General features: G+C 67.6%; 19 protein-coding genes. 7 read left to right on the forward strand and 12 right to left on the reverse strand.

Annotation, left to right across the window (positions count from 1 at the left end; translation table 11 throughout):
- Positions 1-65 precede the first annotated feature (65 nt).
- The 4 genes from aceE to LC490_RS20545 form a co-directional block, all read right to left on the reverse strand.
- Positions 66-2,771, reverse strand: coding sequence for a pyruvate dehydrogenase (acetyl-transferring), homodimeric type (gene aceE, locus LC490_RS20530; protein ID WP_031371020.1), 2,706 nt, complete (start codon positions 2,769-2,771; stop codon positions 66-68).
- A gap of 453 nt (positions 2,772-3,224) precedes the next feature.
- Complete coding sequence (locus LC490_RS20535) at positions 3,225-3,773, reverse strand: transposase (protein ID WP_223621429.1); 549 nt, start codon at positions 3,771-3,773, stop codon at positions 3,225-3,227.
- 124 nt (positions 3,774-3,897) lie between these two features.
- Positions 3,898-4,242, reverse strand: a complete 345-nt coding sequence (locus LC490_RS20540; RefSeq protein WP_223621430.1) for a multidrug efflux SMR transporter — start codon at positions 4,240-4,242, stop codon at positions 3,898-3,900.
- On the reverse strand, positions 4,239-4,853 hold the full coding sequence (locus tag LC490_RS20545) for a glutathione binding-like protein (RefSeq protein ID WP_223621431.1): 615 nt from the start codon (positions 4,851-4,853) through the stop codon (positions 4,239-4,241). The genes LC490_RS20540 and LC490_RS20545 overlap by 4 nt, the downstream gene beginning before the upstream one ends.
- 83 nt (positions 4,854-4,936) lie before the next feature.
- Between LC490_RS20545 and LC490_RS20550 the strand changes: the two genes are divergently transcribed.
- Complete coding sequence (locus tag LC490_RS20550; protein ID WP_223621432.1) at positions 4,937-5,845, forward strand: LysR family transcriptional regulator; 909 nt, start codon at positions 4,937-4,939, stop codon at positions 5,843-5,845.
- 539 nt (positions 5,846-6,384) lie between these two features.
- Here LC490_RS20550 and LC490_RS20555 read toward each other — a convergent pair.
- The 5 genes from LC490_RS20555 to LC490_RS20575 all read right to left on the reverse strand — a co-directional run bounded on the left by LC490_RS20555 (position 6,385) and on the right by LC490_RS20575 (position 12,943).
- On the reverse strand, positions 6,385-8,697 hold the full coding sequence (locus tag LC490_RS20555) for an NADP-dependent malic enzyme (RefSeq protein WP_223621434.1): 2,313 nt from the start codon (positions 8,695-8,697) through the stop codon (positions 6,385-6,387).
- Positions 8,698-8,925: 228 nt separating this feature from the next.
- On the reverse strand, positions 8,926-9,945 hold the full coding sequence (locus LC490_RS20560) for an ABC transporter substrate-binding protein (protein ID WP_223621499.1): 1,020 nt from the start codon (positions 9,943-9,945) through the stop codon (positions 8,926-8,928).
- Positions 9,946-10,237: 292 nt separating this feature from the next.
- The gene (locus LC490_RS20565; protein ID WP_223621435.1) at positions 10,238-10,819 is read right to left on the reverse strand and encodes a hypothetical protein; all 582 of its coding nucleotides are present in this window, start codon (positions 10,817-10,819) and stop codon (positions 10,238-10,240) included.
- Positions 10,816-12,243: a sensor histidine kinase gene (locus LC490_RS20570; protein WP_223621436.1), complete on the reverse strand. Its 1,428-nt coding sequence runs from the start codon at positions 12,241-12,243 to the stop codon at positions 10,816-10,818. Before LC490_RS20570 ends, LC490_RS20565 begins: the two co-directional genes overlap by 4 nt.
- Entirely contained in the window at positions 12,236-12,943 is a 708-nt protein-coding gene (locus LC490_RS20575; protein ID WP_223621437.1) for a response regulator transcription factor, read from the reverse strand. Before LC490_RS20575 ends, LC490_RS20570 begins: the two co-directional genes overlap by 8 nt.
- 212 nt (positions 12,944-13,155) lie before the next feature.
- Between LC490_RS20575 and LC490_RS20580 the strand changes: the two genes are divergently transcribed.
- From LC490_RS20580 to phbB, 3 genes are all read left to right on the forward strand, one after another.
- Positions 13,156-14,340 (forward strand): porin, encoded by a 1,185-nt coding sequence (locus LC490_RS20580; RefSeq protein WP_223621438.1) that lies wholly within the window; start codon positions 13,156-13,158, stop codon positions 14,338-14,340.
- Between the two features lie 107 nt (positions 14,341-14,447).
- A complete protein-coding gene (locus tag LC490_RS20585) occupies positions 14,448-15,776 on the forward strand; it encodes a CitMHS family transporter (protein ID WP_057919299.1) in 1,329 nt (442 codons plus the stop codon).
- Between the two features lie 221 nt (positions 15,777-15,997).
- Positions 15,998-16,738 carry an acetoacetyl-CoA reductase gene (phbB, locus tag LC490_RS20590; RefSeq protein WP_223621439.1) on the forward strand — a complete coding sequence of 247 codons (741 nt, stop codon included), beginning with the start codon at positions 15,998-16,000 and terminating at the stop codon, positions 16,736-16,738.
- 256 nt (positions 16,739-16,994) lie between these two features.
- Here phbB and LC490_RS20595 read toward each other — a convergent pair whose 3' ends face one another.
- Positions 16,995-18,269 (reverse strand): flavohemoglobin expression-modulating QEGLA motif protein, encoded by a 1,275-nt coding sequence (locus LC490_RS20595; RefSeq protein WP_223621440.1) that lies wholly within the window; start codon positions 18,267-18,269, stop codon positions 16,995-16,997.
- Positions 18,270-18,530: 261 nt separating this feature from the next.
- Positions 18,531-19,625, reverse strand: a complete 1,095-nt coding sequence (rsgA, locus tag LC490_RS20600; protein WP_223621500.1) for a ribosome small subunit-dependent GTPase A — start codon at positions 19,623-19,625, stop codon at positions 18,531-18,533.
- Between the two features lie 279 nt (positions 19,626-19,904).
- Here rsgA and LC490_RS20605 point away from each other — a divergent pair, with 279 nt between their 5' ends.
- The 3 genes from LC490_RS20605 (at position 19,905) to LC490_RS20615 (ending at position 22,635) form a co-directional block, all read left to right on the forward strand.
- Positions 19,905-21,164, forward strand: coding sequence for a pyridoxal phosphate-dependent aminotransferase (locus tag LC490_RS20605; protein WP_223621441.1), 1,260 nt, complete (start codon positions 19,905-19,907; stop codon positions 21,162-21,164).
- Between the two features lie 7 nt (positions 21,165-21,171).
- Positions 21,172-21,792 (forward strand): SGNH/GDSL hydrolase family protein, encoded by a 621-nt coding sequence (locus LC490_RS20610; RefSeq protein WP_223621442.1) that lies wholly within the window; start codon positions 21,172-21,174, stop codon positions 21,790-21,792.
- A gap of 168 nt (positions 21,793-21,960) precedes the next feature.
- Positions 21,961-22,635, forward strand: coding sequence for a methyltransferase domain-containing protein (locus LC490_RS20615; RefSeq protein WP_031371003.1), 675 nt, complete (start codon positions 21,961-21,963; stop codon positions 22,633-22,635).
- A gap of 140 nt (positions 22,636-22,775) precedes the next feature.
- Here the strand turns inward: LC490_RS20615 and LC490_RS20620 are convergent, their stop codons facing one another.
- Positions 22,776-23,561, reverse strand: coding sequence for a polysaccharide deacetylase family protein (locus LC490_RS20620; protein WP_223621443.1), 786 nt, complete (start codon positions 23,559-23,561; stop codon positions 22,776-22,778).
- Between the last annotated feature and the right edge of the window lie 128 nt (positions 23,562-23,689).

Here is a 23,689-nt window from a genome sequence, read left to right on the forward strand (position 1 = left end):
GCAATCGATCAATCAACCAGATGCCAGGGTGACAATCAACCTAGCATCTGATCGCTAATATAGGGTCAAACCCCCAACGGATTCGGCTTCTCCACATCGATCTTGTACTGCTTGATCGCCCGGGCCACGTCCTTGCCGGTCATCTTGCCTTCCGCCGCCAGGGCCGCGATGGCTGCGTGGGCGATGTAGTAGCGGTCGACTTCGAAGTGGCGGCGCAGGTTGGCGCGGGTGTCGCTGCGGCCGAAGCCGTCGGTGCCCAGCACGGTGTAGCGCATCGGCACGAAGGCGCGGACTTGCTCCGGGTACATGCGGATGTAGTCGGTGGCGGCGATCGCCGGGCCTTGGCGGCCTTCCAGCAGTTCGGTGATGTAGGGCTTGCGCGGGGCCTTGGCTTCCGGGTTGAGGCGGTTGTAGCGCTCGGCGTCGGTGGCGTCGCGGGCGAGTTCGTTGAAGCTCGGGCAAGACCAGATGTCGGCGGTGACGCCGAAGTCCTTGTCGAGCAGTTCGGCCGCGGCGATGGCTTCGCGCAGGATGGTGCCGCTGCCGAGCAACTGCACGCGCAGCTCGCCCTTCTTCGGCTTGCCGGCGTCCTTCAGCAGGTACATGCCCTTGATGATCCCCTCGGCGCTGCCCTCGGGCATGTCCGGGTGGGTGTAGTTCTCGTTCATCAGGGTGAGGTACCAGTACTCGTCGCGCTGCTCGGTCAGCATCCGCTGCATGCCGTGCTGGAGCAGGGTCACCACTTCGTAACTGAAGGTCGGGTCGTAGCTGCGGCAGTTCGGGATCAGCCCGGCCTGGACCATGCTGTGGCCGTCTTCGTGCTGCAGGCCTTCGCCGTTGAGCGTGGTGCGGCCGGCGGTGGCGCCGAGCAGGAAGCCGCGCGCGCGCATGTCCGCCGCCTGCCAGGCGCTGTCGCCGATGCGCTGGAAGCCGAACATCGAGTAATAGATGTAGAACGGCAGCATCTGCAGGTCGTTGGTGCTGTAGCTGGTGGCTGCCGCCAGCCACGAGGAGAACGCGCCGGCTTCGGTGATGCCTTCTTCCAGCACCTGGCCGGTGGTGTCTTCGCGGTAGTACATCAGCTGGTCGCGGTCGACCGGCTTGTACTTCTGGCCGTGCGGGGCGTAGATGCCGAGCTGGCGGAACAGGCCTTCCATGCCGAAGGTGCGGGCTTCGTCGGCCACGATGGGCACGATGCGCGGGCCGACCTGTTTATCGCGCAGGGCGATGTTGAGCGCCTGCACGAACGACATGGTGGTGCTGATTTCGCGCTCGCCGGTGCTCTTGAGCAGGCGATCGTAGGTTTCGAGCGGCGGCACGGCGAGCGAGGTGCTGGCCTTGCGGCGGCGCTGCGGCAGGAAGCCGCCGAGGGCCTTGCGGCGTTCGAGCATGTATTCGACTTCCGGCGACTTCTCGCCGGGGTGGAAGAACGGCACGGCGCCGTCTTTCAGCTGCTCGTCGCTGACCGGGATGTTGAAGCGGTCGCGGAACAGGCGGACGGCTTCGTCGTCCATCTTCTTGGTGCCGTGGGTCGGGTTGAGCGATTCGCCCGACGCGCCCATGCCGTAGCCCTTGACCGTCTTGGCCAGGATCACGGTGGGCATGCCCTTGGTGTTCACCGCCTCGTGGTAGGCGGCGTAGACCTTGTGCGGGTCGTGGCCGCCGCGGTTGAGGCGCCAGATGTCGTCGTCGGACAGGTTGGCGACCAGCGCGGCGGTTTCCGGGTATTTGCCGAAGAAGTTGTCGCGGGTGTACTTGCCGCCGAAGGCCTTGCAGTTCTGGTATTCGCCGTCGACGGTTTCCATCATCAGCTGGCGCAGCTTGCCGGTGGTGTCGCGCGCGAGCAGCGGGTCCCAGTAGCTGCCCCAGACGGTCTTGATGACGTTCCAGCCGGCACCGCGGAACTGGCCTTCCAGCTCCTGGATGATCTTGCCGTTGCCGCGCACCGGGCCGTCGAGGCGCTGCAGGTTGCAGTTGATGACGAAGACCAGGTTGTCGAGGCCTTCGCGGCCGGCCACCGAGATGGCGCCGAGCGATTCGGGTTCGTCCGTCTCGCCGTCGCCGAGGAAGGCCCAGACCTTGCGGTCGGACTTCGGCATCAGGCCGCGGCCTTCCAGGTATTTCCAGTTGCGCGCCTGGTAGATGGCGCTGATGGGGCCCAGGCCCATCGACACCGTCGGCACCTGCCAGTAGTCCGGCATCAGCCAGGGGTGCGGGTAGGAGCTGACGCCGCGGCCGTCGACTTCCATGCGGAAGTTGTCGAGGTGCGATTCGCTCAGGCGGCCTTCGAGGAAGGAGCGCGCGTAGATGCCGGGCGAGCTGTGGCCCTGGATGCCGATGAGGTCGCCGGGGTGGTCGCCTTCGGGGCCGCGCCAGAAGTGGTTGAAGCCGACGTCGTACAGGGTGGCCGCCGAGGCGAAGCTGGCGATGTGGCCGCCGAGGTCGCCGGGCTTGCGGTTGGCGCGCACCACCATGGCCATGGCGTTCCAGCGGATCAGCGAGCGGATCCGCCATTCCATCGCGGCGTCGCCGGGGCTCTTGGCCTCCAGGTGCGGCGGGATGGTGTTGATGTATTCGGTGGTGGGCTGGAACGGCAGGTGCGCGCCGGCGCGGCGCGTGACTTCGACCATGCCTTCGAGCAGCTGATGCGCGCGCTCGGCACCGTCGCGGGCGATGACGGCCTGTACGGACTCGACCCACTCCTGGGTTTCGGTCGGATCGGGGTCGTTCTGGAGCAGGTCGTGCAGAGAGCTGGCAAGCGGCTGATTCATCGATCTCGCGGCCCCGTGGCCGCGCCTCAAAGGTGGGGGACGGATTAGAGCACCGAGTCTAACAAACGGTGACGGGGTTACGGCTTGCGGTGGCGGCTGTAAAGGGTGGAATAGTCCGTTTTGGCTAGGGGTGTGCTTGGGGTGGCGGGTGGGGTTGGGCGGGTTGGCGGGTCGTGGATGGGGTGGCGCTGGGATACGCGGGCGTGTGGTTGGGGGTGGGATTGGGCCAGACGTTGCCTACCGGGCCGGTCATCTGGAGGGGCGCGGGCATTCGAGGTCGCGCGGTCGCGGCTTACGCCGCTCCTACAGGGGTTGCGCCATCGTTTTTGTAGGAGCGGCGTGAGCCGCGACCGACGAAGCGGGGTTGTGGCGCGCGGCGCGGGATATCGCGACCTAAGACGCCATGGCCGGCGACGGCGTGCGGTGCAGGTGCACGGCGGCTTGGGTCTCGGCTTACGCCGCTCCTACAGAGGAGGTAGGTCGATAAAGGGTATGCGGCGGCGCGGCGCGCGCCGTTGGCGGGACGCCTTCGATCCATAAGGCGCCCCAGTGCGGGTAGTCGCCGACGCGACGGACCAAGCCGGCACGCAGCGGGTTGGCGACCAGATAGCGGGCAGCCGTAAGCAGGCAGTCCTCGTGCCGCAAGGCGCGGTCGTGATAGGCCGGGGCCCAAACGTTGCACGCGAGCGGCAACACGAAGCGCACCTGGCGCGCGGTGTTCGATTTCAGACGGCGCATCAGGTCCGGCAGGGTTTCCCACGCGCCGAGCTCGACCAGACCATGCCAGTGGTCGGGCATCAACACCCACGCCAGCAGGCGCGAACGCGGCCACAGACGCCTATCGAGCAACGCGTCGGTCGCCGCGGAGGCGAGGGCCGGGTCAGCGAATAACGCGCGTCGGCCGTCGGTGACCGAAGTGACCAGATAGATGCCTTGGGTTTCGGAGCAACGCCCGCGGCGAAGTGCGGCATGTCCTGGAGGATGCGGTGGAGACGGGGTCATGCGATACAGCGTGGCCGTCGATCACCGCACCGGGCATCGGATGCGGCGTGAGTGGGAGGTCGGGATTTGCCGCGACTTGGGGTCGCGGCTTACGCCGCTCCTACAGGGGAGACTCCTCCGCGCATTAGCCCGGCGCACTACGCAACACCACGATGCCGGCGACGATCAGGGCCACGCCGCCCAGGCGCAACGGGGTGATGGATTCGCCGAACAGGATCGAGCCGATCAGCACGGTGCCGGCGGCGCCGATGCCGGTCCATACGGCATAAGCGCTGCCGACGGGCAAGGCGGTCAGGGCGCGGCCGAGCAGCCAGACGAAGGCGATCAGGGCCACGATCGAGGCCGCGGTCCAGCCGGGCTTGGTGTAGCCCTGCGACAGCTTCATGGTCAGCGCCCAGGCCACGTCGATCAGGCCGGCGGCGATCAGCATGGTCCAGGCCATGGAGGGTTTGATGGCTTCTGCGATCATGGCGCTTTCTCGCGACGCAAGGCTTCGGCGATGCTGTCGCGGGCGCGCACGCGCTCGAGGTAGGCGGCCAAGGCGGGGTACGGGTCGAGGGCGATCTTCAGCGGACGGGTCCAGTCGGCGATGGTGAACAAGTAGGCATCGGCGACGCTGAAACGGTCGCCGAGCAGGTAGTCGCGATCGGCGAGGTGGCGCTCGACCACGGCCAGGCGCTTGGCCAGGCGTTCGCGTGCGACGTTGGCGGCTTGTTCGCCGTATTCGGGGTGGAACAGCCAGGGGCTGAAGGTCTTGTGCAGTTCCGAGCTGATGAAGTTCAGCCAGCGGTGCAGTTCGTCGCGCTCGGGCGTGCCCACCGCGGGGGCGAGGCCGGCTTCGGGTTTCAGATCGGCCAGGTGCAGCAGCATCGCCACGCCTTCGGTCAACACGCGGCCGTCGTCGAGCTCGAGCAGCGGCACGTAGCCGAGCGGGTTGAGCTCGCGGAAGTCGCGGCCTTCGGCGACGACCAGGGGTTCGGCGCCGAGGCGCACGCGGCGCAGTTCGGCGTCGAGGCCGAGTTCGCGGATGACGATGTGCGGGGCGAACGAGCAGGTGCTGGGGGTGTAGTAGAGCTTCATGGCGTACTCCAGTAAGGAAGCCGATACTTTCCGCGCGCCCCGACGCCGCGCCAACACGGCGAACCGACAAGGATTGCTTGCACATGCGACACGAACGATTGAGCCTGGACGACCTGGAACTGGTGCGCGCGATCGGCGCGCACGGCAGCCTGACCGGCGCGGCCAAGGCCTTGGCGCTGGACCATTCGAGTGCGTTCCGGCGCCTGGCCGCAGTCGAGGCGCGGGTCGGCGCGGCGCTGTTCCGACGCAGCCGCCGCGGCTATACGCCGACCGATGCCGGCGAGTTGACCATCGCCAGCGCGCAACGCGTGCTCGCCGAGACCGAGCGCCTGCAGCGTGAGCTGGCCGGGCGCGACGCGCGCACCGAGGGGCGCATCCGCATCACCCTGCCGGACACCCTGGCGCCGGTGGCGGCGCGCATGTGCGCGGCGTTTCGGGCTGAGCAACCGGGGCTGCGCTGCGATCTGGTCGTGGCCAATGCGTTCTTGACCCTGCAGCAGCAGGATGCCGATGTGGCGCTGCGTGCGAGCGTGTTGCCGCCGGAAGGTTTGTCCTCGCGCAAGGTCGCGGCAATTTCGATCGCGGCGTATGAGGCGGCCAGGCGCGGCAGCGGGCGTGGCGGCGGCCGTGGCAAGACGACGCTCGACGAAGCGGCGCTGGCACAGGGCGATTGGGTCGCGCTGGACGAAAGCCTGGCGCATCTGTCGTCGGCGCAGTGGTTGAGCGACCGGGTGCCGGCCGAACGCATCGCGATGCGGGTCAATACCTTGCCGGCGGCGTTGGCGGCCTGCGAGGCCGGATTGGGGCGGGCGCTGTTGCCGTGTTATCTGGCCGATGCATCGCCGGGTGTGCGGCGGATCTCGGCGCCGTTGCCGCAGGTGCGGGCGGATCTTTGGTTCGCGACGCATCCGGATCTGCGGCGGTCGGCGAAGGTGAAGTTGTTGCGGGAGTTTGCGTTGAAGTCGTTGCCGGGCGAGGTGGAGTTGGGTTGAGGCGGTTGATCGGCGCTTGCCCCTCACCTAGCCCCTTTCCCGTCAACGGGAGAGGGCTTTGATTCGGTGTAATCGGGATTGGGTGCGGGCGCAGGGATTACGCGGGAGTTCGATGTGGCGCCGCGAGCGTTCGGCATCGTGGTCGCGGCTCGCGCCGCTCCTACCCTTTGCTGGCGCAGCTTTGGGGTAGGAGCGGCGCAAGCCGCGACCGCGCAAATCAATCGGCGACGCAAACGGAGCGCTGGAGCAAATCCCCCCTGCCCCCCTTTTCCAAAGGGGGGAACCGCATGGGGTTAGCAGGGAAATGCGGCGACGTTGCGCTCCCCTGTAGGAGCGACGTGAGTCGCGACCACGAATCTGCGCTTCTTGGGTAGGAGCGGCGCAAGCCGCGACCGCGCAAATCAATCGGCGACGCAAACGGCGCATTGAAGCAAATCCCTAGCCGCCCTCAACAAAGGGCGGAACTGCACGGGGGTGCGTGGCTGCCGCGACGCCGGCTGCGTCATCGACGCAGCCGGCTATTGCCGTGAATCAGCGGCTCAGGTGCCGCCGACTTCGCCGAGGCCCTTGCGCTCGGATTCGCGCGAGGCGCGGATCTGGGCGTCGACGGCAGCGATCGCGGTCATGTTGACGACGCGGCGCGGGGTCGAGGCCGGGGTCAGGATGTGCGCCGGCTTGTCCAGGCCCATCAGGATCGGGCCGATGGCCACGCCGTCGGTCATCACCCGCACCATGTTGTAGGTGATGTTGGCGGCATCCAGGTTCGGCAGCACGAACAGGTTGGCGCGGCCGTGCAGGGTCGCGTTCGGGAAAATGCGCTTGCGCAGTGCGTCGTCCCAGGCGGTGTCGGCCTGCATTTCGCCGTCCATCTCGAGCTTGGGCTGGCGCTGCTTGATGATCTGGCGGACTTTGCGCATCTTCGCCGCCGACGGGTTGTCGTGGCTGCCGTAGTTGGAGTGCGACAGCAACGCGACCTTCGGCTCGATGCCGAACAGCTTGAGGCGGTAGGTCGCCTGCAGGGTCGCTTCGGCGATCTGCTCGGCGGTCGGGTCGACCTGCACGTGGGTGTCGAGGAAGAACCAAGCGCCCTGGTCGTTGATCACGCCAGTCATCGCCGAAGTGCCCGACACGCCCGGGTCGAAGTCGAAGATGCTGCGCATGTAGCCGAGCTTCTTGTGGAAGCGACCGACCAACCCAGAGATCATTGCGTCAGCCTCTCCACGCTCGACCATGAGGGCAGCGATCAAGGTGGGGCGCGAACGCAGCAGGTTCTTCGCCGCCGCCGGGCTGACGCCGCGGCGCTCGGTCAGGGCGTGGTACTGCTGCCAGTAGTCGTTGAAGCGCGGGTCGTCGTTGATGTTGGTCAACTCGAAGTCCACGCCTTCGCGCATGCGCAGGCCGAGGCGCTGGATGCGGGTTTCGATGACGTCGGGGCGGCCGATCAGGATCGGCAACGCCAGCTCTTCGTCGATCACCGTCTGCACCGCGCGCAGCACGGTCTCTTCCTCGCCTTCGGCGTAGACCACGCGCTTGCGGTCGGCGCGGGCGCGGTCGTAGACCGGCTTCATCAGCAGGCCGGTGCGGTAGATGTATTGGCTGAGCCGTTCCTCGTACTCGTCCATGTCGGCGATCGGACGCGCGGCGACGCCGGAGTCCATCGCCGCCTTGGCCACGGCCGGGGCCAGCATGACCAGCAGGCGCGGGTCGAACGGGCGCGGGATCAGGTATTCGGCGCCGAAGGTCGGCACGTCGCCGCCGTAGGCGCTGCCGAGGTCGGACGATTCCATGCGCGCCAATTGGGCGATCGCGCGCACGCAGGCCAGCTTCATTTCTTCGTTGATGACGGTCGCGCCGACATCGAGCGCGCCGCGGAAGATGTACGGGAAGCACAGCGCGTTGTTGACCTGATTCGGGTAATCCGAACGGCCGGTCGCGATGATGCAGTCCGGACGCACGGCCTTGGCGTCTTCGGGCAGGATTTCCGGATACGGATTGGCCAGGGCCAGGATGATCGGCTTGGCGGCCATGGTCGCGACCATCTCGGCCTTGAGCACGCCGCCGGCCGACAGGCCGAGGAACACGTCGGCGCCGGCGACGATGTCGGCCAGGGTGCGCTTGTCGGTGTCGCGGGCGTAGCGGGCCTTGTCCGGGTCGAGATTGGGACGGCCGGTGTAGAGCACGCCGTCGCGGTCGACCGCGAGGATGTTCTCCGGCTTCATGCCCAGGGCGACCAGCATGTCGAGGCAGGCGATGCCGGCCGCGCCGGCGCCGCTAGTGGCCAGCTTGACGTCTTCGATCTTCTTGCCGACCACTTCCAGCGCATTGAACACCGCGGCGCCGACGATGATCGCGGTGCCGTGCTGGTCGTCGTGGAACACCGGGATCTTCATGCGCTCGCGCAGCTTGCGCTCGACGATGAAGCACTCCGGGGCCTTGATGTCTTCGAGGTTGATGCCGCCGAAGGTCGGTTCCAGCGAGGCGATGATGTCGACCAGCTTGTCGGGGTCGCGCTCGTCGATTTCGATGTCGAACACGTCGATGCCGGCGAACTTCTGGAACAGCACGCCCTTGCCTTCCATGACCGGCTTGCCGGCCAGCGGGCCGATGTCGCCCAGGCCGAGCACGGCGGTGCCGTTGCTGATGACCGCGACCAGGTTGCCGCGGGCGGTGAGCTCGCTGGCGGCGTTGGGATCTTCGACGATAGCCTCGCAGGCGTAGGCCACGCCCGGCGAATAGGCCAGGGCGAGGTCGCGCTGGGTCACCATCGGCTTGGTCGCGGTGACCTTGATCTTGCCCGGCGGGCTGAGGCGGTGGTAGTCGAGCGCAGCGGTTTTCAGATCGTTGTCGGACATCAGGGAATGGCTGCCGTGGCAAGGGCGCGAGGAAAGGTGGACTTGCAGTCTAAAGGATCGCCGACGCGGATTCGCGCGACCGCGGTGGCGAAAGCCTTAGTACTTTGGAGTTGTACCCGCAGCGCAGCGCGGGCGCTTTGCCGAACCCGGCGCGGGCCGGCCGCGGCGATCGGCCGCGCCACCGAACCGACGCCGGCGTATGGGCGGACCGGGCCGAAGCGCAGGGGATCAGGGCGCATCGGCGGCCGCCTTGCGCTCGGGCTGGACCGTGCTGCGCCAGGCCTCGAGGAACTGGCGGCGCTTCAGCGCGTCCAGATACACCAGCAGGCCCGGCCCCAGCGGGATCGGGCGCAGGGCGCGCACCCGCGCGCCGTCGCGCGCGTGCGGCGAGAGCGGCGCACCGTTGGCGGCGCGGATCGGCTGCAGGCCGACCTGCTGGGCCAGCATGGCCTGGCCGCGCGGCGACAACAGGTAATCGAGGAAGCGCCCGGCCTCGGCCGCGTTCGGCGCGGTGCGCGGGATCAGCGCGGTGCGCAGCAGGACCAGGGTGTAGTCCTCGGGCAGGACGATGCCGAGCGGCGCGCCGGCGTCGATGCGGGCCTGGGCGTAGGAGCCGAGCACGTTATAGGCCAGGGCGAGTTCGCCGCTTGTGACGCGGTCGAGCAAGGCGCCGGTGCGCTCTTCCAGGCGCACGCGGTTGTCGCCGAGCGCGGCCTGCAAGGCGCCGGCCATGCTGCCGAGCTGGTGATCCTGGGTCGCCAGCAGATAGCCGACGCTGCTGCGGGCGACATCGTAGGTGCCGACCCGGCCGGCCAGCGGCGCGGCCGGGTCGCGCAGCAGCGCGAGCAGCTGCCGGCGCGTATGTGGCACCCGCGCCGCCGGCAGCAGGCGCTTGTTGTAGACGATGACGATGGGTTCGTAGCTGATGCCGAAGGCTTCGTGGCGCCAGTGCGACCATGCCGGCAGGCCGACCGTGGCCGGCGAACGGTGAGCGAGCGCGTGGCCGTCGTTGGCGAGCTTGGTCTGCAGGTCCATGCCGCTGCTGATCAGCAGGTCGGCGACTCGGCCGCGGCCGGCGGCGAGGTGGCGGGTGTAGATGTCCTGGGCGACGAGGTCGGAATACTCGACCTCGGTGCCCGGATGCAGGCGCTGGTAGTCGGCGATGACCGCGGCGAAGTTCTCGATGTCGGTCGAACCGTGGATGCGCAGTTGCGCGCTGCGCGTCTGCGGCGCCTTGAACAGGCGCACGTCGCCGGGCGCGGCGTGGGCTGGAGCGGGGAACGAGTTGAGAAGAGTGAGAAATGAGTAAAGGCAAAGGCAAAGCGCGGCGCTGTAGCGCGAGGCATGGCGCTTCTTCTCGTTTCTCACTTTTCCGTACTCGTTTCTCATTTTCCGCACTCGTTTTTCAAACCACGCTCCTCGGCAGGAGCGAGGAACGAGTTGAGAAGAGTGAGGAATGAGTAAAGGCAAAAGCAAGGCGCGGCGCTATAGCGCGAGGCATGGCGCTTCTTCTCGTTTCTCACTTTTCTGAACTCGTTTTTCATTTTCCGTACTCGTTTTTCAAACCACGCTCCTCGGCAGGAGCGAAGAACGAGTTGAGAAAAATGAGGACCGAGTAAAGGCAAAAGCCGCGCACGGCGCCGAAACGCTGCTTCTCGTTTCTCACTTTTCTGCACTCACTCCTCACTTTTCCGTACACGTTTTTCAAACCGCGCTCCTCGGCAGGAGCGAGGAATGAGTTGAGAAGAGTGAGGAACGAGTAAAGGCAAAGGCAAAACGCCGCCCCATAGCGCGAATCTGGGCGCACCTTCTCGTTTCTCACTTTTCTGAACTCGTTTTTCAAACCATGCTCCTCGGCAGGAGCGAAGAACGAGTAGAGAAGAGTGAGAAATGAGTAAAGGCAAAAGCAGCGCACAGCGCCGAAACGCTTCTTCTCGTTTCTCACTTTTCTGCACTCACTCCTCACTTTTCCGTACACGTTTTTCAAACCACGCTCCTCGGCAGGAGCGAGGAATGAGTTGAGAAGAGTGAGGAACGAGTAAAGGCAAAGGCAAAACGCCGCGCCATAGCGCGAATCTGGGCGCACCTTCTCGTTTCTCACTTTTCTGAACTCGTTTTTCAAACCATGCTCCTCGGCAGTCGCAACGTCACCACCAACCCGCCGCCGACGCGGTTGGACAGATCGATGCGGCCGCCGTGGCTGTCGACGATGCGCTTGACGATCGCCAGGCCGAGCCCGGCGCCGCCGGCGGCGGCATCGTGGCCGCGGGCGAAACGCTCGAACACGGTCTGCGCATCGGCCGGGGCGATGCCGGGGCCGTGGTCGGCCACGGTCAACACCGCGGTCGAGGCGCCCTCGCCTTCGGCCACGGTCAGGGCGATCTGCAGCGGCCCGCCTTCGCTGCCGGGCCGCGGCTGGCCGTGCTTGAGCGCGTTGTCGATCAGGTTCTTGATCGCCTCGCGCAGCAACAGGGCATCGCCGCGCACCAGCACCGGGCCCTGGGTCGCGGCCAGGCGCATGTCGGGGCGCGGGGCCGACTGCGGGATCGATTCGTACAGCGCTTGATGCAGCAACTCGGCCAGATCGACGGTCTCGAACTGCTGAAGGTGCGAGCGATGGATCGCGCTGGCGTCGCTGAGCAACTGGTTGAGCAAACGGCTCATGTGGCTGGCGTTGCGTTCGATGGTGACCAGGCTGCGGCGCTGCTCGGCCGGGTCGTCCTCGTCGAGGGCGAGCTGGGCCTGGGCGCGCAAGGCCGCCAGCGGCGTGCGCATCTGGTGCGCGGCGTCGGCCATGAACGCGCGCAGGGTCTCGTTGCTCGCCGACAGCCGCGCCATGAAGCGGTTCAAGGCGCCGACCAGTTGGTCGAGTTCCAAGGGCACCTCGCCGGCGACCGGCCTGAGGTCGGAGGGTTCGCGCAGCGACAGGTCGCGTTCGAGTTTCTGCAAAGGCCGCAGCGCGCGATGCACGCCGATCCCCACCAGGGCCAGCGCCGCGAACGACAGCACCACGATGGCGACCAGGGCGCGCAGCACCACGTCGTCGGCCAGGGCCTCGCGGGCGATGCGGGTCTGGCCGACCTGGACGATCGCCTGCCCTTGCGTGGCCGGTCCGGCGACCCAGCGCGAGACCGCGACGAAGCGGGTGGGTTCGCCGCGATACAGCGCATCGAACAGCCGCGGCTGACCGTCGCGCGGCGGCGACGGCGGCACCGGCAGGTCGTCGTAGCCGGTGATGGTCGCGCCTTCGCGGCTGGCGACGCGGTAGAACACCCGGTCTTCGGGCGCCATCGCCAACAGGTCGAGCGCGGCGTATGGCAGGTCGACCTGCCATTGGCCGTCGACCAGGGCCACGCTGTCGGCGATCGACAAGGCCGACGCAATCAGCAGGTGATCGTAGGAACGGTCGGCGGCGGCGCGGCCGTAGCTGCGCGCGGCGACGAACAACAGCACCGCGCCGATCAACGACAAGGCGCCCAGATAAACCAGCAGGGTGCGGCGGATCGAACCGTGCCGCGGCGGCGACGTGCGCGCGGACTCAAGCATCGAACGACTCCGCATCGGCCTGCCCGGCGGCCGGCGCAGCGGCTTCGAGCATGTAGCCGACCCCGCGCACGGTGACGATGCGCAAGGGCGCGGCGGCGAGGCGTTTGCGCAGGCGGCCGACGTACAACTCGATCGCGTTCGGCCCGGCCTCGTCGTCGAAACCGAACAGGCCGTTGCCGATCTCGTCCTTGCTGACCACCTGGCCGAGCTTGCCGATCAGGATTTCGAGCAGGCGGAACTCGCGGTTCGGCACTTCGATCGGCTCGCCGTCGAGGGTGACGCGATGCGCGGCGCTGTCGAAGGCCAAGGCGCCGACCTGGATCACACCGGCGGCACGGCCTTGATTGCGCCGCAGCAGCACCCGGCAACGCGCCTCGAATTCGCGGAAATCGAAGGGCTTGCCGAGGTAATCGTCGGCGCCGACGTCGAGCGCCTTGACCCGGTCCTCGATGCCGTCGCGTGCGGTCAGCATCAACACCGGGGTGGTGTCGCCGCGTTCGCGCAAACCGGCGAGCAGGCTCAGGCCGTTGAGCCGCGGCAGGCCGATGTCGAGCACGATCAGGTCGAAGGCCTGGTAGCGAAGCACACTGGCCGCGGCAACGCCGTCGGACTGCCAGTCCACCGCGTGGCCGTCGCGGCGCATCCGCCTGACGATGGCGTCGGCCAAGTCCGCGTTGTCCTCGACTAACAGAATGCGCATCGAACGGGGGCCCTTGCAGTTGCCGAAGTCAGGTCCCGCCAGGCCGATCTCGGCGGGACAGCTCCAATGGCAGGTCCAGTGACAGGTCAATGACAGCTTCGCCCGCCTAGCCTGCGCTCGAGGGGTTGCGGCTGGCCGTCCTGGCCGAAGCAACTATAAGCGCACGAACACGCGCCTGTCGTCGAAAAACGGCAGAAAAATAGGGAAACGAGATGCCTACGATGGTGCTTTTCCGTCACGCCGCCGCGTGCGCCGCGCTGTGCCTGTTCGCCGCCCCATGCCTGGCCGAAGACGGCCCGGTCACCGCCGAACTCGGCGGCCGCCTGCATTGGGACTTCGCCGATTTCGACAACGATGCGCGCGGCCTGCGCAACGGCGACGACACCGAGGTGCGTCGGCTCTGGCTCGACGTGTCCGGCAAGTTCTACGGCTGGGGCTACAAGATCGAAGGCGACTTCGCCGGCCTGCAGGACGATTTCTCCAAGGACAGCATCGAAGCCAAGGACGTCTACGTCACCCGCGACTTCAAGGCCGGCAAGCTGACCCTGGGCCAGTTCAAGCAGCACTTCACCCTCGACGACCGCATCAGCTCGAACTACGGCGTGTTCATGGAGCGCAGCATGTTCGCCAGCTCGGTCGCGCCGCTGTACCGGCTCGGCGCCGCCTGGATCACCGCGCGCGAGAACTACACCGTCGCCGGCAGCGTCTATAGCCTGGAAAACATCGACGTGTGGCAGGTCAAGGGCCAAGCGGTCGGCGCACGCGGCACCTGGACGCCGCTGCACGCGGACGAACGCACCCTGCATCTGGGGCTGTCGCTGGCACGCGAGGCCTACGACCATCCCGGCCGCGACGGCGCCAACGCGTTGCGTATCGCCCCGCGCCCGGCCGGGCACCTGTCCGACAACAGCCGCGCGACTTTGATCAACTTCAATCGCGGGCTCGACACCGATGTCGACAAATACTCGCTCGAGTTCGGCCTCGCCCACGGGCCGTTATACCTGCAGTCCGAACTCGGCGGCGCCAACTTCGACGACGGCAGCCAGCGCGGTCAGGTCCGTTCGGCCTATGGCCTGGTCGGCTGGTTCCTGACCGGCGAATCGATGCCCTACGACAGCAAGACCGGCCGCTTCGCCCGGGTCAAACCGGCGCGCAGCACGGGCGCCTGGCAGGTCGCGCTGCGCTACGACACGATCCGCGGCAAGCAGCACCTCGCTGGCCGCGGCAACTTCAGCGACGTGTCGATGGAACAGGCGAGCGTCGGGGTCAACTGGCATCTGCGCTCGAACCTGCGCTTCATGCTCGACTGGATCGAAAGCCGCAACCGCGACCGTCTGGCCGATCGCACGCTGGATCGGACTCGGGCTTTGACCGGGCGGTTTCAGTACGACTTCTAAAGCAGGAGTGAGAAGCGAGGAGTGAGGAGTGAGTAAAAACACTCCGCTTTCGCCCTCTCTCACTCCTCACTTCTCCCATCTCACTTCTCGCCCCAACGGAGTCCCTCATGTTGACCGCGCTCGGCTTCGGCATGGTCCTGACTTTCATGTACCTGATCATGAGCAAGCGGATGTCGCCGCTGGTGGCTCTGATCGTGATCCCGATCCTGTTCGCCCTGGTCGGCGGCTTCAGGAACGACATCGGCGAGATGATGATCGAGGGCATCAAAAAGATCGCGCCGACCGGCGTGATGCTGATGTTCGCGATCCTGTACTTCGGGGTGATGATCGACGCCGGCCTGTTCGACCCGGTGGTCAAGCGCATCCTCAAGCTGGTCAAGGGCGACCCGGTCAAGATCGTGGTCGGCACCGCGGTACTGGCGATGCTGATCTCGCTCGACGGCGACGGCTCGACCACCTACATGATCACTGTGTCGGCGATGCTGCCGTTGTTCCAGCGCCTGCGCATGAACGCGCTCAACCTGACCTGCGTGACCATCCTCGCCGGCGGGGTGATGAACCTGACCCCGTGGGGCGGCCCGACCGCGCGCGCGGCGACCGCCTTGCATGTCGACCCGAGCGACGTGTTCGTGCCGCTGGTGCCGGCGATGGCGGTGTCTTTAGTCGGCATTCTGCTGCTGGCCTGGTACCTGGGCCTGCGCGAGCGCAAGCGCCTCGGCATCGTCACCCTGGACGGCCATGCCGCCGACTGGAACCCCGACCTCGACACCGCCAGCGACAACCTGCCGACCCTGGCCGACAGCGAAGACACCAAGCGGCCGAAGCTGCTGTGGATCAACGCCGCGCTGACGCTCGGGCTGATGACCGCGCTGGTGCTCGGCGTGCTGCCGCTGCCGGTGTTGTTCATGATCGGCTTCGCTTTTGCCCTGGTGATCAACTACCCCGACCTCGCCGAACAACGCCGCCGCATCGGCAACCATGCCGGCAACGTACTCGCGGTGGTGTCGCTGATCTTCGCCGCAGGTATCTTCACCGGCATTTTGTCCAACACCGGCATGGTCGAGGCGATGTCGCGCAGCTTCCTGGCGGTGATTCCCGACGCCTGGGGCCCGTACCTGGCAGTGATCACCGCGATCGCGAGCATGCCGTTCACTTTCTTCATGTCTAACGACGCCTTCTACTTCGGCGTGCTGCCGATTCTGTCGGAAGCCGCCGGCCACTACGGCATCACGCCGGTCGAGATGGCCCGTGCCTCGCTCGCCGGCCAGCCGGTGCATCTGCTGAGCCCGCTGGTGCCTTCGACCTATCTGCTGGTCGGCATGGCCAACGTCGATTTCGCCGACCACCAACGCTTCACCCTGAAATGGGCGGTGTTGATCTCGCTGGTGCTGATGTTCGCCTCGCTGGCGCTGGCCTTGTATCCGCTGGCGTCTTGATCCGGCCCTTGCAGGAGCGGCGTGAGCCGCGACCACCGCAGTCATGTACGCGAGCGGAGCGGCCGAAGCCTGCAGCAACCATCTGTTTGATCGGTCGCGCCGTTTGTCCTGGCTTCGAACAGAACGCTTTCGACCATCACTTCGGTTGCTCGCGGCTTACGCCGCTCCTACAGAAAGTCATAGCCCCACTTCGTCGTTCGTCCATCACTAGGAACCGCGCCATGACACTCCGCATCGCCTACGTCACCAGCGGCATGGGCAGCCTCGGCACCGCGATCTGCCAGAAGCTCGCCCACGGCGGCCACACCGTGGTCGCCGGCTGCGGCCCCAATTCGCCGCGCAAGGCCGCCTGGCTGCGCGAACAGCGCGAGTTGGGTTTCGACTTCATCGCCTCCGAAGGCAATGCCGCCGACTGGGACTCGACCGTGGCCGCATTCGCCAAGGTCAAGGCCGAGGTCGGCGAGATCGACGTGTTGGTCAACAACGCCGGCGGCACCCGCGACGTGCTGTTCCGGCAGATGACGCGCGAGGACTGGAACGCGGTGATGGCCGGCAACCTGCATAGCCTGTTCAACATCACCAAGCAGGTCATCGACGGCATGTCGGCGCGCGGCTGGGGCCGGATCATCAACATCGCCTCGGTCAGCGCGCAGAAAGGCCAGATCGGCCAGGTCAACTACGCCACCGCCAAATCGGCGATGCACGGTTTCACCCGCGCCCTGGCCCAGGAGTTCGCCGCGCGCGGCGTCACCGTCAACACGGTGTCGCCCGGCTATGTGGCCAGCGCCGCCATCAGTGCGTTTCCGCCGGACGTGCTCGACCGGCTCGCCGCATCGGTGCCGGTGCGCCGCCTGGGCAAGCCGGACGAAGTCGCCAGCCTGTGCGCGTGGTTGGCGTCGGACGACGCAGCTTTCGTGACCGGCGCGGATTACGCGGTCAACGGCGGGCTGCACATGAACTGAGTTTTCCGGCTTCCGGCCGCGTCGTTACCCCTCCCCCCACGCGGCCCGGAAGTCGTTTTTATCTTGAGGCCCTGGGTAGGAGCGGCGTGAGCCGCGACCAACCGCAGCGGTGTACGCAAGCGCTTTATCCGGAGTCCGGACATCTCAACCTGCTTGTGCTCGTTTCGGCCGATTGCCTGGTCTTCGGACGAGACCTTCGCGTACGTAACTTCGGTTGGTCGCGACTCGCGCCGCTCCCACCCTTAAAGCAGGGCGATCAACCGATTTCGCTGAAATCGCCTTCGGCCATCTGGTCCAGGCGGATGCGGTTGGCGAACAGCGAGAACGCCAGCATCCCGGCCAAGCCGTTCGCGCGGGTGATCCACGGCGGCATCCAGCGCGGCGGCGCCAGCACGCCGCTGTCGAACAAGGGCTCGAAGCGCTGCACATCGCCCAGGGTCATCTTGCCGGCGAACAACCAGCGGCACAGGTGCAGCTTCTGTTGGCGCAAGGCCCAGCGGAAGAAGGTGTGCACACCGACCAGGCCGCGCAGATAAACCGCATCCTTGGTGAAGGCGGAGCCGCCGTTCGTCGGCACGCCGCGGAACACGCGCTGAGCCGAGGCAAAGCTGTCGGCCGGCGATTGGCCGGCGTCGATGAAGTAACGGAACACCTGGATGAAGTCGGCGCCATCGAGCGCCATCGCCACCGCGTCGATACGCAGGCTCAGGCGCTTCATGCGGCCAATGTCGATGCTGCCGGTGATCTGTTCGGCGAAGGTCGCCAAGCCCTCTTGCGTTGCGGTGGTGCGCGGCGACGATAGTGCCAGGCTCGGCAGCACCGGTTGTTCGCGGCCGTTGAGCGCGGTCAGCGAGTGCACGAAGGCTTCGTGCTGCAGCAGCTGATGGCGGTCGTAGTCGCTGAAGGCCGCGCCGCTGCGCAGGCGGATGCGGGTCGCGCCGGCCGCGGCCTTGGCGATCAGGTCCGGGTCGAGCACGACTTCGATCATGCGGGCGTCGAAGTAGTCGTCGAGGTCGCGCTGCAGTTGCAGGCTCAGGGCGGTCGCGGAGATCTCGACCGTTTCGGCCGGCGACATCAGCTCGCGGTCGAGCTCGTTGGCGATCGAGATGAAATGGTTGGCGGCCTCGCGTGTGCTCGGCCCCTGCCCGGGCAGCGCCGCATCGGGCTTGCCGAACAACTGCACCGAGTAGGCGGTGACCGCGGTCGAGCCCAGCGATTCCAGCAACTGCGCGGCGATGCCCCAGGAATGCGCCGATTCGATCAGGTACTCGCCGAGCGGATGATCCGGGTCGGCTTCGGCGGCGACGGCTTCGAGTTCGCGGCGTGCTTCGCTGAAGTCGTACTTCGGGTACTCGATGACCGGCAGCAGCGCGACGCCGCGCGCATAGTCGTCGAGGAACTGCACTTCCAGGCCGGACGGCCAACTCGCCATGGTCAGCAGCTTGATCCCGCGCGCGACCCGGACCATGCGCGCATCGAGCGCGGCGTGGTGCTGGATTTCGCTGTGCAGGCTGGGGCTGAGCAGACTCATGCGGCGAGGCCTTGGGGGTGTTTCGCGGTGGAGAGCAGAGGCAAGAGCAGGAGCAAATCCCCCCTGCCCCCCTTTTGCAAAGGGGGGAGGCATCTGGCGAGGTTAGTCGCTTGCCTGGGGCTTTCGCGGCTGGCCATTACGACGCAACCATCCACGAGCCCGTGCCGTCCCCCCCTTTGCAAAAGGGGGGCTGGGGGGATTTGCTGTTCGGCCTGCGCAAACATCCCGTCTGCGCTCGGCCCTGCGACTGAACCCGGGCGCTCAGCGGCGCCCATGCTTGGCGTCCGGCCGCTTGTTGGGCGCCTTGCCGACCGCTTTCACATCGGCTTTCTGCGCGCGCCGGTTGGCCAGCTTATTGGCCGCACCGGCGACTTCGTCGCGCAGTTTCAAGTAGCTGGCGAAACGCTGCGGAGCTAGCCGACCGCCTTCGATCGCCGCACGCACCGCGCAGCCGGGCTCGCGGTCGTGCGTGCAATCGCGGAACTTGCACTGCTCGGCCAGGGCTTCGACATCGCTGAAGTTTTCGGCGACGTCTTCCTCGCCGGTCGGCTTGAGTTCGCGCATGCCCGGGGTGTCGATCAGGCAGGCGCCCGACGGCAACGGGATCAGAGCGCGATGGGTGGTGGTGTGGCGGCCGCGCGCATCGCTTTCGCGCACCGCACCGGTCTTCATGCGCTCGATGCCGAGCAGGCTGTTGGTCAGGGTCGATTTGCCGGCGCCGGAGGAGCCCACCAGCACCACGGTGCGGCCCGGCTGCAGCCACGGCGCCATCGCCGCGACGCTGCCGTCGCGGTCGCGCGCGTTGACCGCGCGGATCGCCACGCCCTCGGCCAGTTCGGCCAAGGCGCCGATCGCGTCGGCGACCGCGTTCTCGTCGGCGGCGATGGCTTCGTCGGCCTTGGTCAGCACCACGACCGGTTCGGCGCCGCCGCGCACCAGCAGCAGATAGCGCTCGATCCGGCGCGGATTGAAGTCCCCGTCGAGACCGCACACGATGAATACCGTGTCGATGTTCGCTGCAATCAGCTGCTGCTTGTAATGCTCGCCGGCGGCGCCGCGCTTGATCGCGCTATAGCGCGGCAGCAGGGCGACGACCTTGCCGCCGCTGCCGTCGCCGTCGATCAGCAGCCAATCGCCGACCCCGGGACGCTGTTCGGGCGCGACCGAGCCTTTTTTGTAATTGGCCGGGCGTTGCCATTCGGGCAGGGATTCGACCCGGTAGCCGCTGTCGGGCCCTTCGGACACGACGTAGCCGCTGCGGTGCTGTTCGGTCACCCGCGCCGGGCGGGCCTGGGGGTGGTCGAGCAGCGCCTGGCGCCAGACGGGGTCGGCGGGCAACGGCTCGTCGGCCGTGATCGGCCAGCCGATCGCCTGCAAGGCAGCGAGTTCAGGAGTCAAAGGCGCGGGCAACGAGGGTCATGGCGCGATTCTACATAGGCCGGACGCGGGTTTCGGCCTCGGCGCAGGCCTCCGGACCGGCGGCGAACGCGGCGGCGGCCGGGATCGGGGCCGCCGGCCCGGCCATTCCGTGCGCGCCGGCGCAGATCGCGGGCGCCCGGAATCGCCGCCCCCGGCTGATTCGCCGGACCGATTCAGCTAGTCTGGGGGTCTCTCCTTCTACCCAGCCCTGCCCCGATGTCATTGCCGCCCCTGAAAACCCGCGAACGCCTGTCCGAAGTCCGTTACGAAATCCGCGGTGAACTGGCCCGGCGAGCCCGTGAGTTGGAGGCCCAGGGGCGCAAGCAGATCAAGCTCAACATCGGCAACCCCGGCGCCTTCGGCTTCCGCGCGCCCGAACACCTGCAGCGCGCGATCGCCGACCACATCGCCAACACCGATCCCTATACCCATCAGCAGGGCCTGCCGGCCGCGCGCGAAGCCATCGCCGCGTTCCACAAGCGCCGCGGCACGCCCAACGCCTCGCCCGAGCGCGTGTTCGTCGGCAACGGCGTCAGCGAGCTGATCGACCTGTCGCTGCGCGCCCTGCTCAATCCCGGCGACGAAGTGCTGCTGCCCTCGCCCGATTACCCGCTGTGGTCGGCCGCGACCATCCTCAACGACGGCCGTCCGGTGTATTACCGCTGCCAGCCCGAGAACGGCTTCCTGCCCGACCCGGACGAGATCGAGCAACTGATCTCCAGCCGCACCCGCGCAATCGTGCTGATCAACCCGAATAACCCGACCGGCGCGGCCTATCCGCGCGAGCTGATCGAACGCATCGTCGCGATCGCCGCGCGCCATAAGCTGCTGCTGATGTGCGACGAGATCTACGACTCGATCCTCTACGACGGCGCCCAGTTCACCCCGGTCGCGCCGATCGCCGGCGACCTGCCCTGCCTGAGCTTCGGCGGCCTGTCCAAGGTGCACCGCGCCTGCGGCTGGCGCGTGGGCTGGGCGGTGCTGTCGGGCGACCCGGTCGCCAGCGGCGACTTCCACCACGCCATGGACCTGCTCGGCGCGCTGCGCCTGTGCGCCAACGTGCCGGGCCAGTTCGCGATCGAAGCCGCGCTCAACGGCGAAGACACCATCACCCCGCTGTGCGAGCCGGGCGGACGCCTGTACGAAGCGCGTCGCGCGGTGATCGAGTCGGTCGAAGCCAGCCAGCATCTGGAACTGGTCGCCCCGGCCGGCGCCCTGTACGCGTTCCCGGCCGTGGTCGGCGCCGCCGCGCAGGGCTTCGACGACCATAAGTTCGCACTCGAACTGCTCGAAACCGAAGACGTGCTGGTGGTGCCGGGCTCGAGCTTCAACGTGCCCTATCGCAACCATTTCCGCGTCACCCTGCTGCCGCAGCCGGCCGAGGTGCGCGAGGTGTTCCAGCGCATCGAACGCGTGCTCGACCGTTACGCCGAACGCGGCGCCCAGGTCGAGGCCCAACGCGCCGCGGTGGCTTGAAGCAAGCATGACGCTGTCCTATCTCGCGCTCGGCGACAGCTACACCATCGGCGAAGCCGTGCCCGAGGCCGGGCGCTGGCCGCTGCAGATGGCGAACGCACTGCGCGAGCGCGGCATCGGCCTGGCCGACCCGCGCATCATCGCGACCACCGGCTGGACCACCGACGAGCTCGCGCTCGCGCTGGACCTGGCCGAACCGTTGGGGCAGTGGGATTTCGTCAGCCTGCTGATCGGCGTCAACAACCAGTACCGCGGCCGCAGCGCGCCGCAGTACGCCGGCGAGTTCCGCGAATTGCTCGAACGCGCGATCCGCTACGCCCATGGCCGCGCCGATCGCGTGCTGGTGTTGTCGATCCCCGACTGGGGCGCGACCCCGTTCGGCGCCAGCGACAAACGCGGCCCGGCGACGATCGGCGCCGAGCTCGATGTCTTCAACCAGGCCGCGCGCGAGATCTGCGCGCGGCACGAGGTCGCCTTCGTCGACATCACCCCGGTCTCGCGCGCACGCGGCAGCGAAGCGGCGATGGTCGCCGAGGACGGCCTACATCCGTCGGCGGCGATGTATACGCAGTGGGCCGAGCTGGCCGTGCCGGTGGCGCAACGACTGCTGCAAGCGCACGTGGGCTGAACGCGGCGCAGTCGCGGCATCGGCGCGCGCCGCCTCGCCGCCCACGATGTGCTTTGCGACGCCGTGCGGCGATGGCCGAGCGCCGGCGCCCCTGGAATGCCAAACTGCCGCCGGCGGCACGGCCGCGCACGGAGTCCGGACCCAGCAATGAACGAAGCGGTACAAGCCATGGCCCACGGACAAGCGGACCGCATCGCGCGCGCCTATCTGCCCGAGCATCCGCTCGGCAATCGCTGGGACTATTACTACAGCCGCGCCAAGCTCGGCAGCGATCCGCTCTATCCGGGCGTCAGCGCGGCCCTGCGCGGCACCCGCGCGCCGCTGCTGGACTTGGGCTGCGGCCTCGGCCTGCTCGCCCACACCTTGCTCGCCGACGGCATCCGCCTGCCCTACCGCGGTGTCGACAGCGATGCAGCGAAAATCCGTCGCGCCACCCGCGCCGCGGCGCGGGTCGGCCTGGATCAGGCCGTATTCGAAACCGTCGACCTCGCTCACGAAGTGCCCGAGCATCGCGGCAGCGTGGTGATGCTCGACGTGCTGCAGTTCATTCCCTACCCGGCGCAGGCGCGGGCAATCGACGCCATGATCGCGATGCTGACCCCGGGCGCACGCCTGGTGATCCGTACCGGCCTCGACGACGGCACCCACCGGGCGCGCATCACCCTCGCGGTCGACCTGTTCTCGCGCGCACTGGGCTGGATGAATGCCATGCCGCGTTATTACCCCAACGGCGAAGCCTTGCGGGCACGTTTGCGCGAGGCCGGGCTCGAAGTCGAGTTCACGCCGCTGTTCGGGCGCACGCCATTCAACAACTGGCGGATCGTGGCGGCGCGTGCGGAGTGAGGCTTGCGCGGTAGCGCGATAGATCGCGGTCGCGGCTTGCGCCGTTCCTACCCTTGGAACGCGGCTTTGGAGTAGGAGCGACGCGAGTCGCGACCGCGAACCAGCCGACCTGAGCGCAAGCCGATCGGCCTGCGCCGCCCTCATTCGACCGACGGCACCACGCAGCGGTAATCCAGCTCGCGCAAACGCCGCAACAACACCGCCATGGTCTCGACATTGCGCCCGTGACCCGCGCCTTCGTGCATCAACACGATCGCGCCCGGCGCCAAGTCTTTTTCGATCCGCGCCACCACCGTGGCCGGGTCGGCCGCGACCGCGTCGAAACCGCGCGCGCTCCACGCCACCCGGATCAAACCGTGCGCGCTCAACGGTTGCGCGGTGAACGGATTGGCCATGCCCACCACGGCCCGAAACCAGCGCAGGCGCAGGCCGGGGATCAAGGCCTGCAAGCGCGCCTGGGCGCCGCCGATCTCGGCGGCCATCGCCGCCGGCCCCAACATCCAGAACCGCGCCGAAGGATGGCTGGCGCTGTGGTTGCCCAGGTCGTGGCCGCGGCGGACGATCTCGCGCAGCAAGTCGGCGCGTCGTTCGGCGCGCTGCGCGACCACGAAGAAGGTGGCCTTGGCCTGGTGCTCATCGAGCAGGTCGAGCAGGGCCAGGGTGTCGTCGGAGGGGCCGTCGTCGATGGTCAGCCAGACCACGCGTTCGCGGGTCGGCAGCCGCGACAGCACCGGGCTGAACAGACGCGAGCGCGGCCACAGGGTGCCCCAGACCATCGCCCCGTGGCTCAGCAGCAGGGCCGGCAGGCCGACGGTCCATCCGTAGCGCGCCCACAAAGCGGCCATCAGCAGCTGCGAGCCGAGGAACAGCCACAACCAGACGCCCGGGCGGCGCGGAGGACGGTGGGTGACGAGGATGGCGTTCATACGCAGCGGGCGGTTCCGACGGTCGGGAGGGGCTCCGCGGCAGCCCGAGACGCCGGCGGATGCCGCATCCTACCTTGCGACGTAGACTGCCCGCCCCCACCTTGCCCCTATTCCCGCCCGGCTGACCT

It is taken from the genome of Lysobacter sp. ESA13C, assembly GCF_019970005.1.
GTDB lineage: Bacteria > Pseudomonadota > Gammaproteobacteria > Xanthomonadales > Xanthomonadaceae > Lysobacter > Lysobacter antibioticus_B.

Bases quoted from the DNA above. Each gene is read 5' to 3' on its own strand.
- LC490_RS20580 (WP_223621438.1), top strand. From the start codon at position 13,156: ATGCCTACGATGGTGCTTTTCCGTCACGCCGCCGCGTGCGCCGCGCTG.
- LC490_RS20545 (WP_223621431.1), bottom strand. From the start codon at position 4,853: ATGAAGCTCTACTACACCCCCAGCACCTGCTCGTTCGCCCCGCACATC.
- LC490_RS20540 (WP_223621430.1), bottom strand. From the start codon at position 4,242: ATGATCGCAGAAGCCATCAAACCCTCCATGGCCTGGACCATGCTGATC.
- LC490_RS20575 (WP_223621437.1), bottom strand. From the start codon at position 12,943: ATGCGCATTCTGTTAGTCGAGGACAACGCGGACTTGGCCGACGCCATC.
- LC490_RS20610 (WP_223621442.1), top strand. From the start codon at position 21,172: ATGACGCTGTCCTATCTCGCGCTCGGCGACAGCTACACCATCGGCGAA.
- LC490_RS20605 (WP_223621441.1), top strand. From the start codon at position 19,905: ATGTCATTGCCGCCCCTGAAAACCCGCGAACGCCTGTCCGAAGTCCGT.
- LC490_RS20555 (WP_223621434.1), bottom strand. From the start codon at position 8,697: ATGTCCGACAACGATCTGAAAACCGCTGCGCTCGACTACCACCGCCTC.
- LC490_RS20550 (WP_223621432.1), top strand. From the start codon at position 4,937: ATGCGACACGAACGATTGAGCCTGGACGACCTGGAACTGGTGCGCGCG.
- LC490_RS20570 (WP_223621436.1), bottom strand. From the start codon at position 12,243: ATGCTTGAGTCCGCGCGCACGTCGCCGCCGCGGCACGGTTCGATCCGC.
- aceE (WP_031371020.1), bottom strand. From the start codon at position 2,771: ATGAATCAGCCGCTTGCCAGCTCTCTGCACGACCTGCTCCAGAACGAC.
- LC490_RS20615 (WP_031371003.1), top strand. From the start codon at position 21,961: ATGGCCCACGGACAAGCGGACCGCATCGCGCGCGCCTATCTGCCCGAG.
- LC490_RS20595 (WP_223621440.1), bottom strand. From the start codon at position 18,269: ATGAGTCTGCTCAGCCCCAGCCTGCACAGCGAAATCCAGCACCACGCC.
- LC490_RS20585 (WP_057919299.1), top strand. From the start codon at position 14,448: ATGTTGACCGCGCTCGGCTTCGGCATGGTCCTGACTTTCATGTACCTG.
- phbB (WP_223621439.1), top strand. From the start codon at position 15,998: ATGACACTCCGCATCGCCTACGTCACCAGCGGCATGGGCAGCCTCGGC.
- LC490_RS20620 (WP_223621443.1), bottom strand. From the start codon at position 23,561: ATGAACGCCATCCTCGTCACCCACCGTCCTCCGCGCCGCCCGGGCGTC.
- LC490_RS20535 (WP_223621429.1), bottom strand. From the start codon at position 3,773: ATGACCCCGTCTCCACCGCATCCTCCAGGACATGCCGCACTTCGCCGC.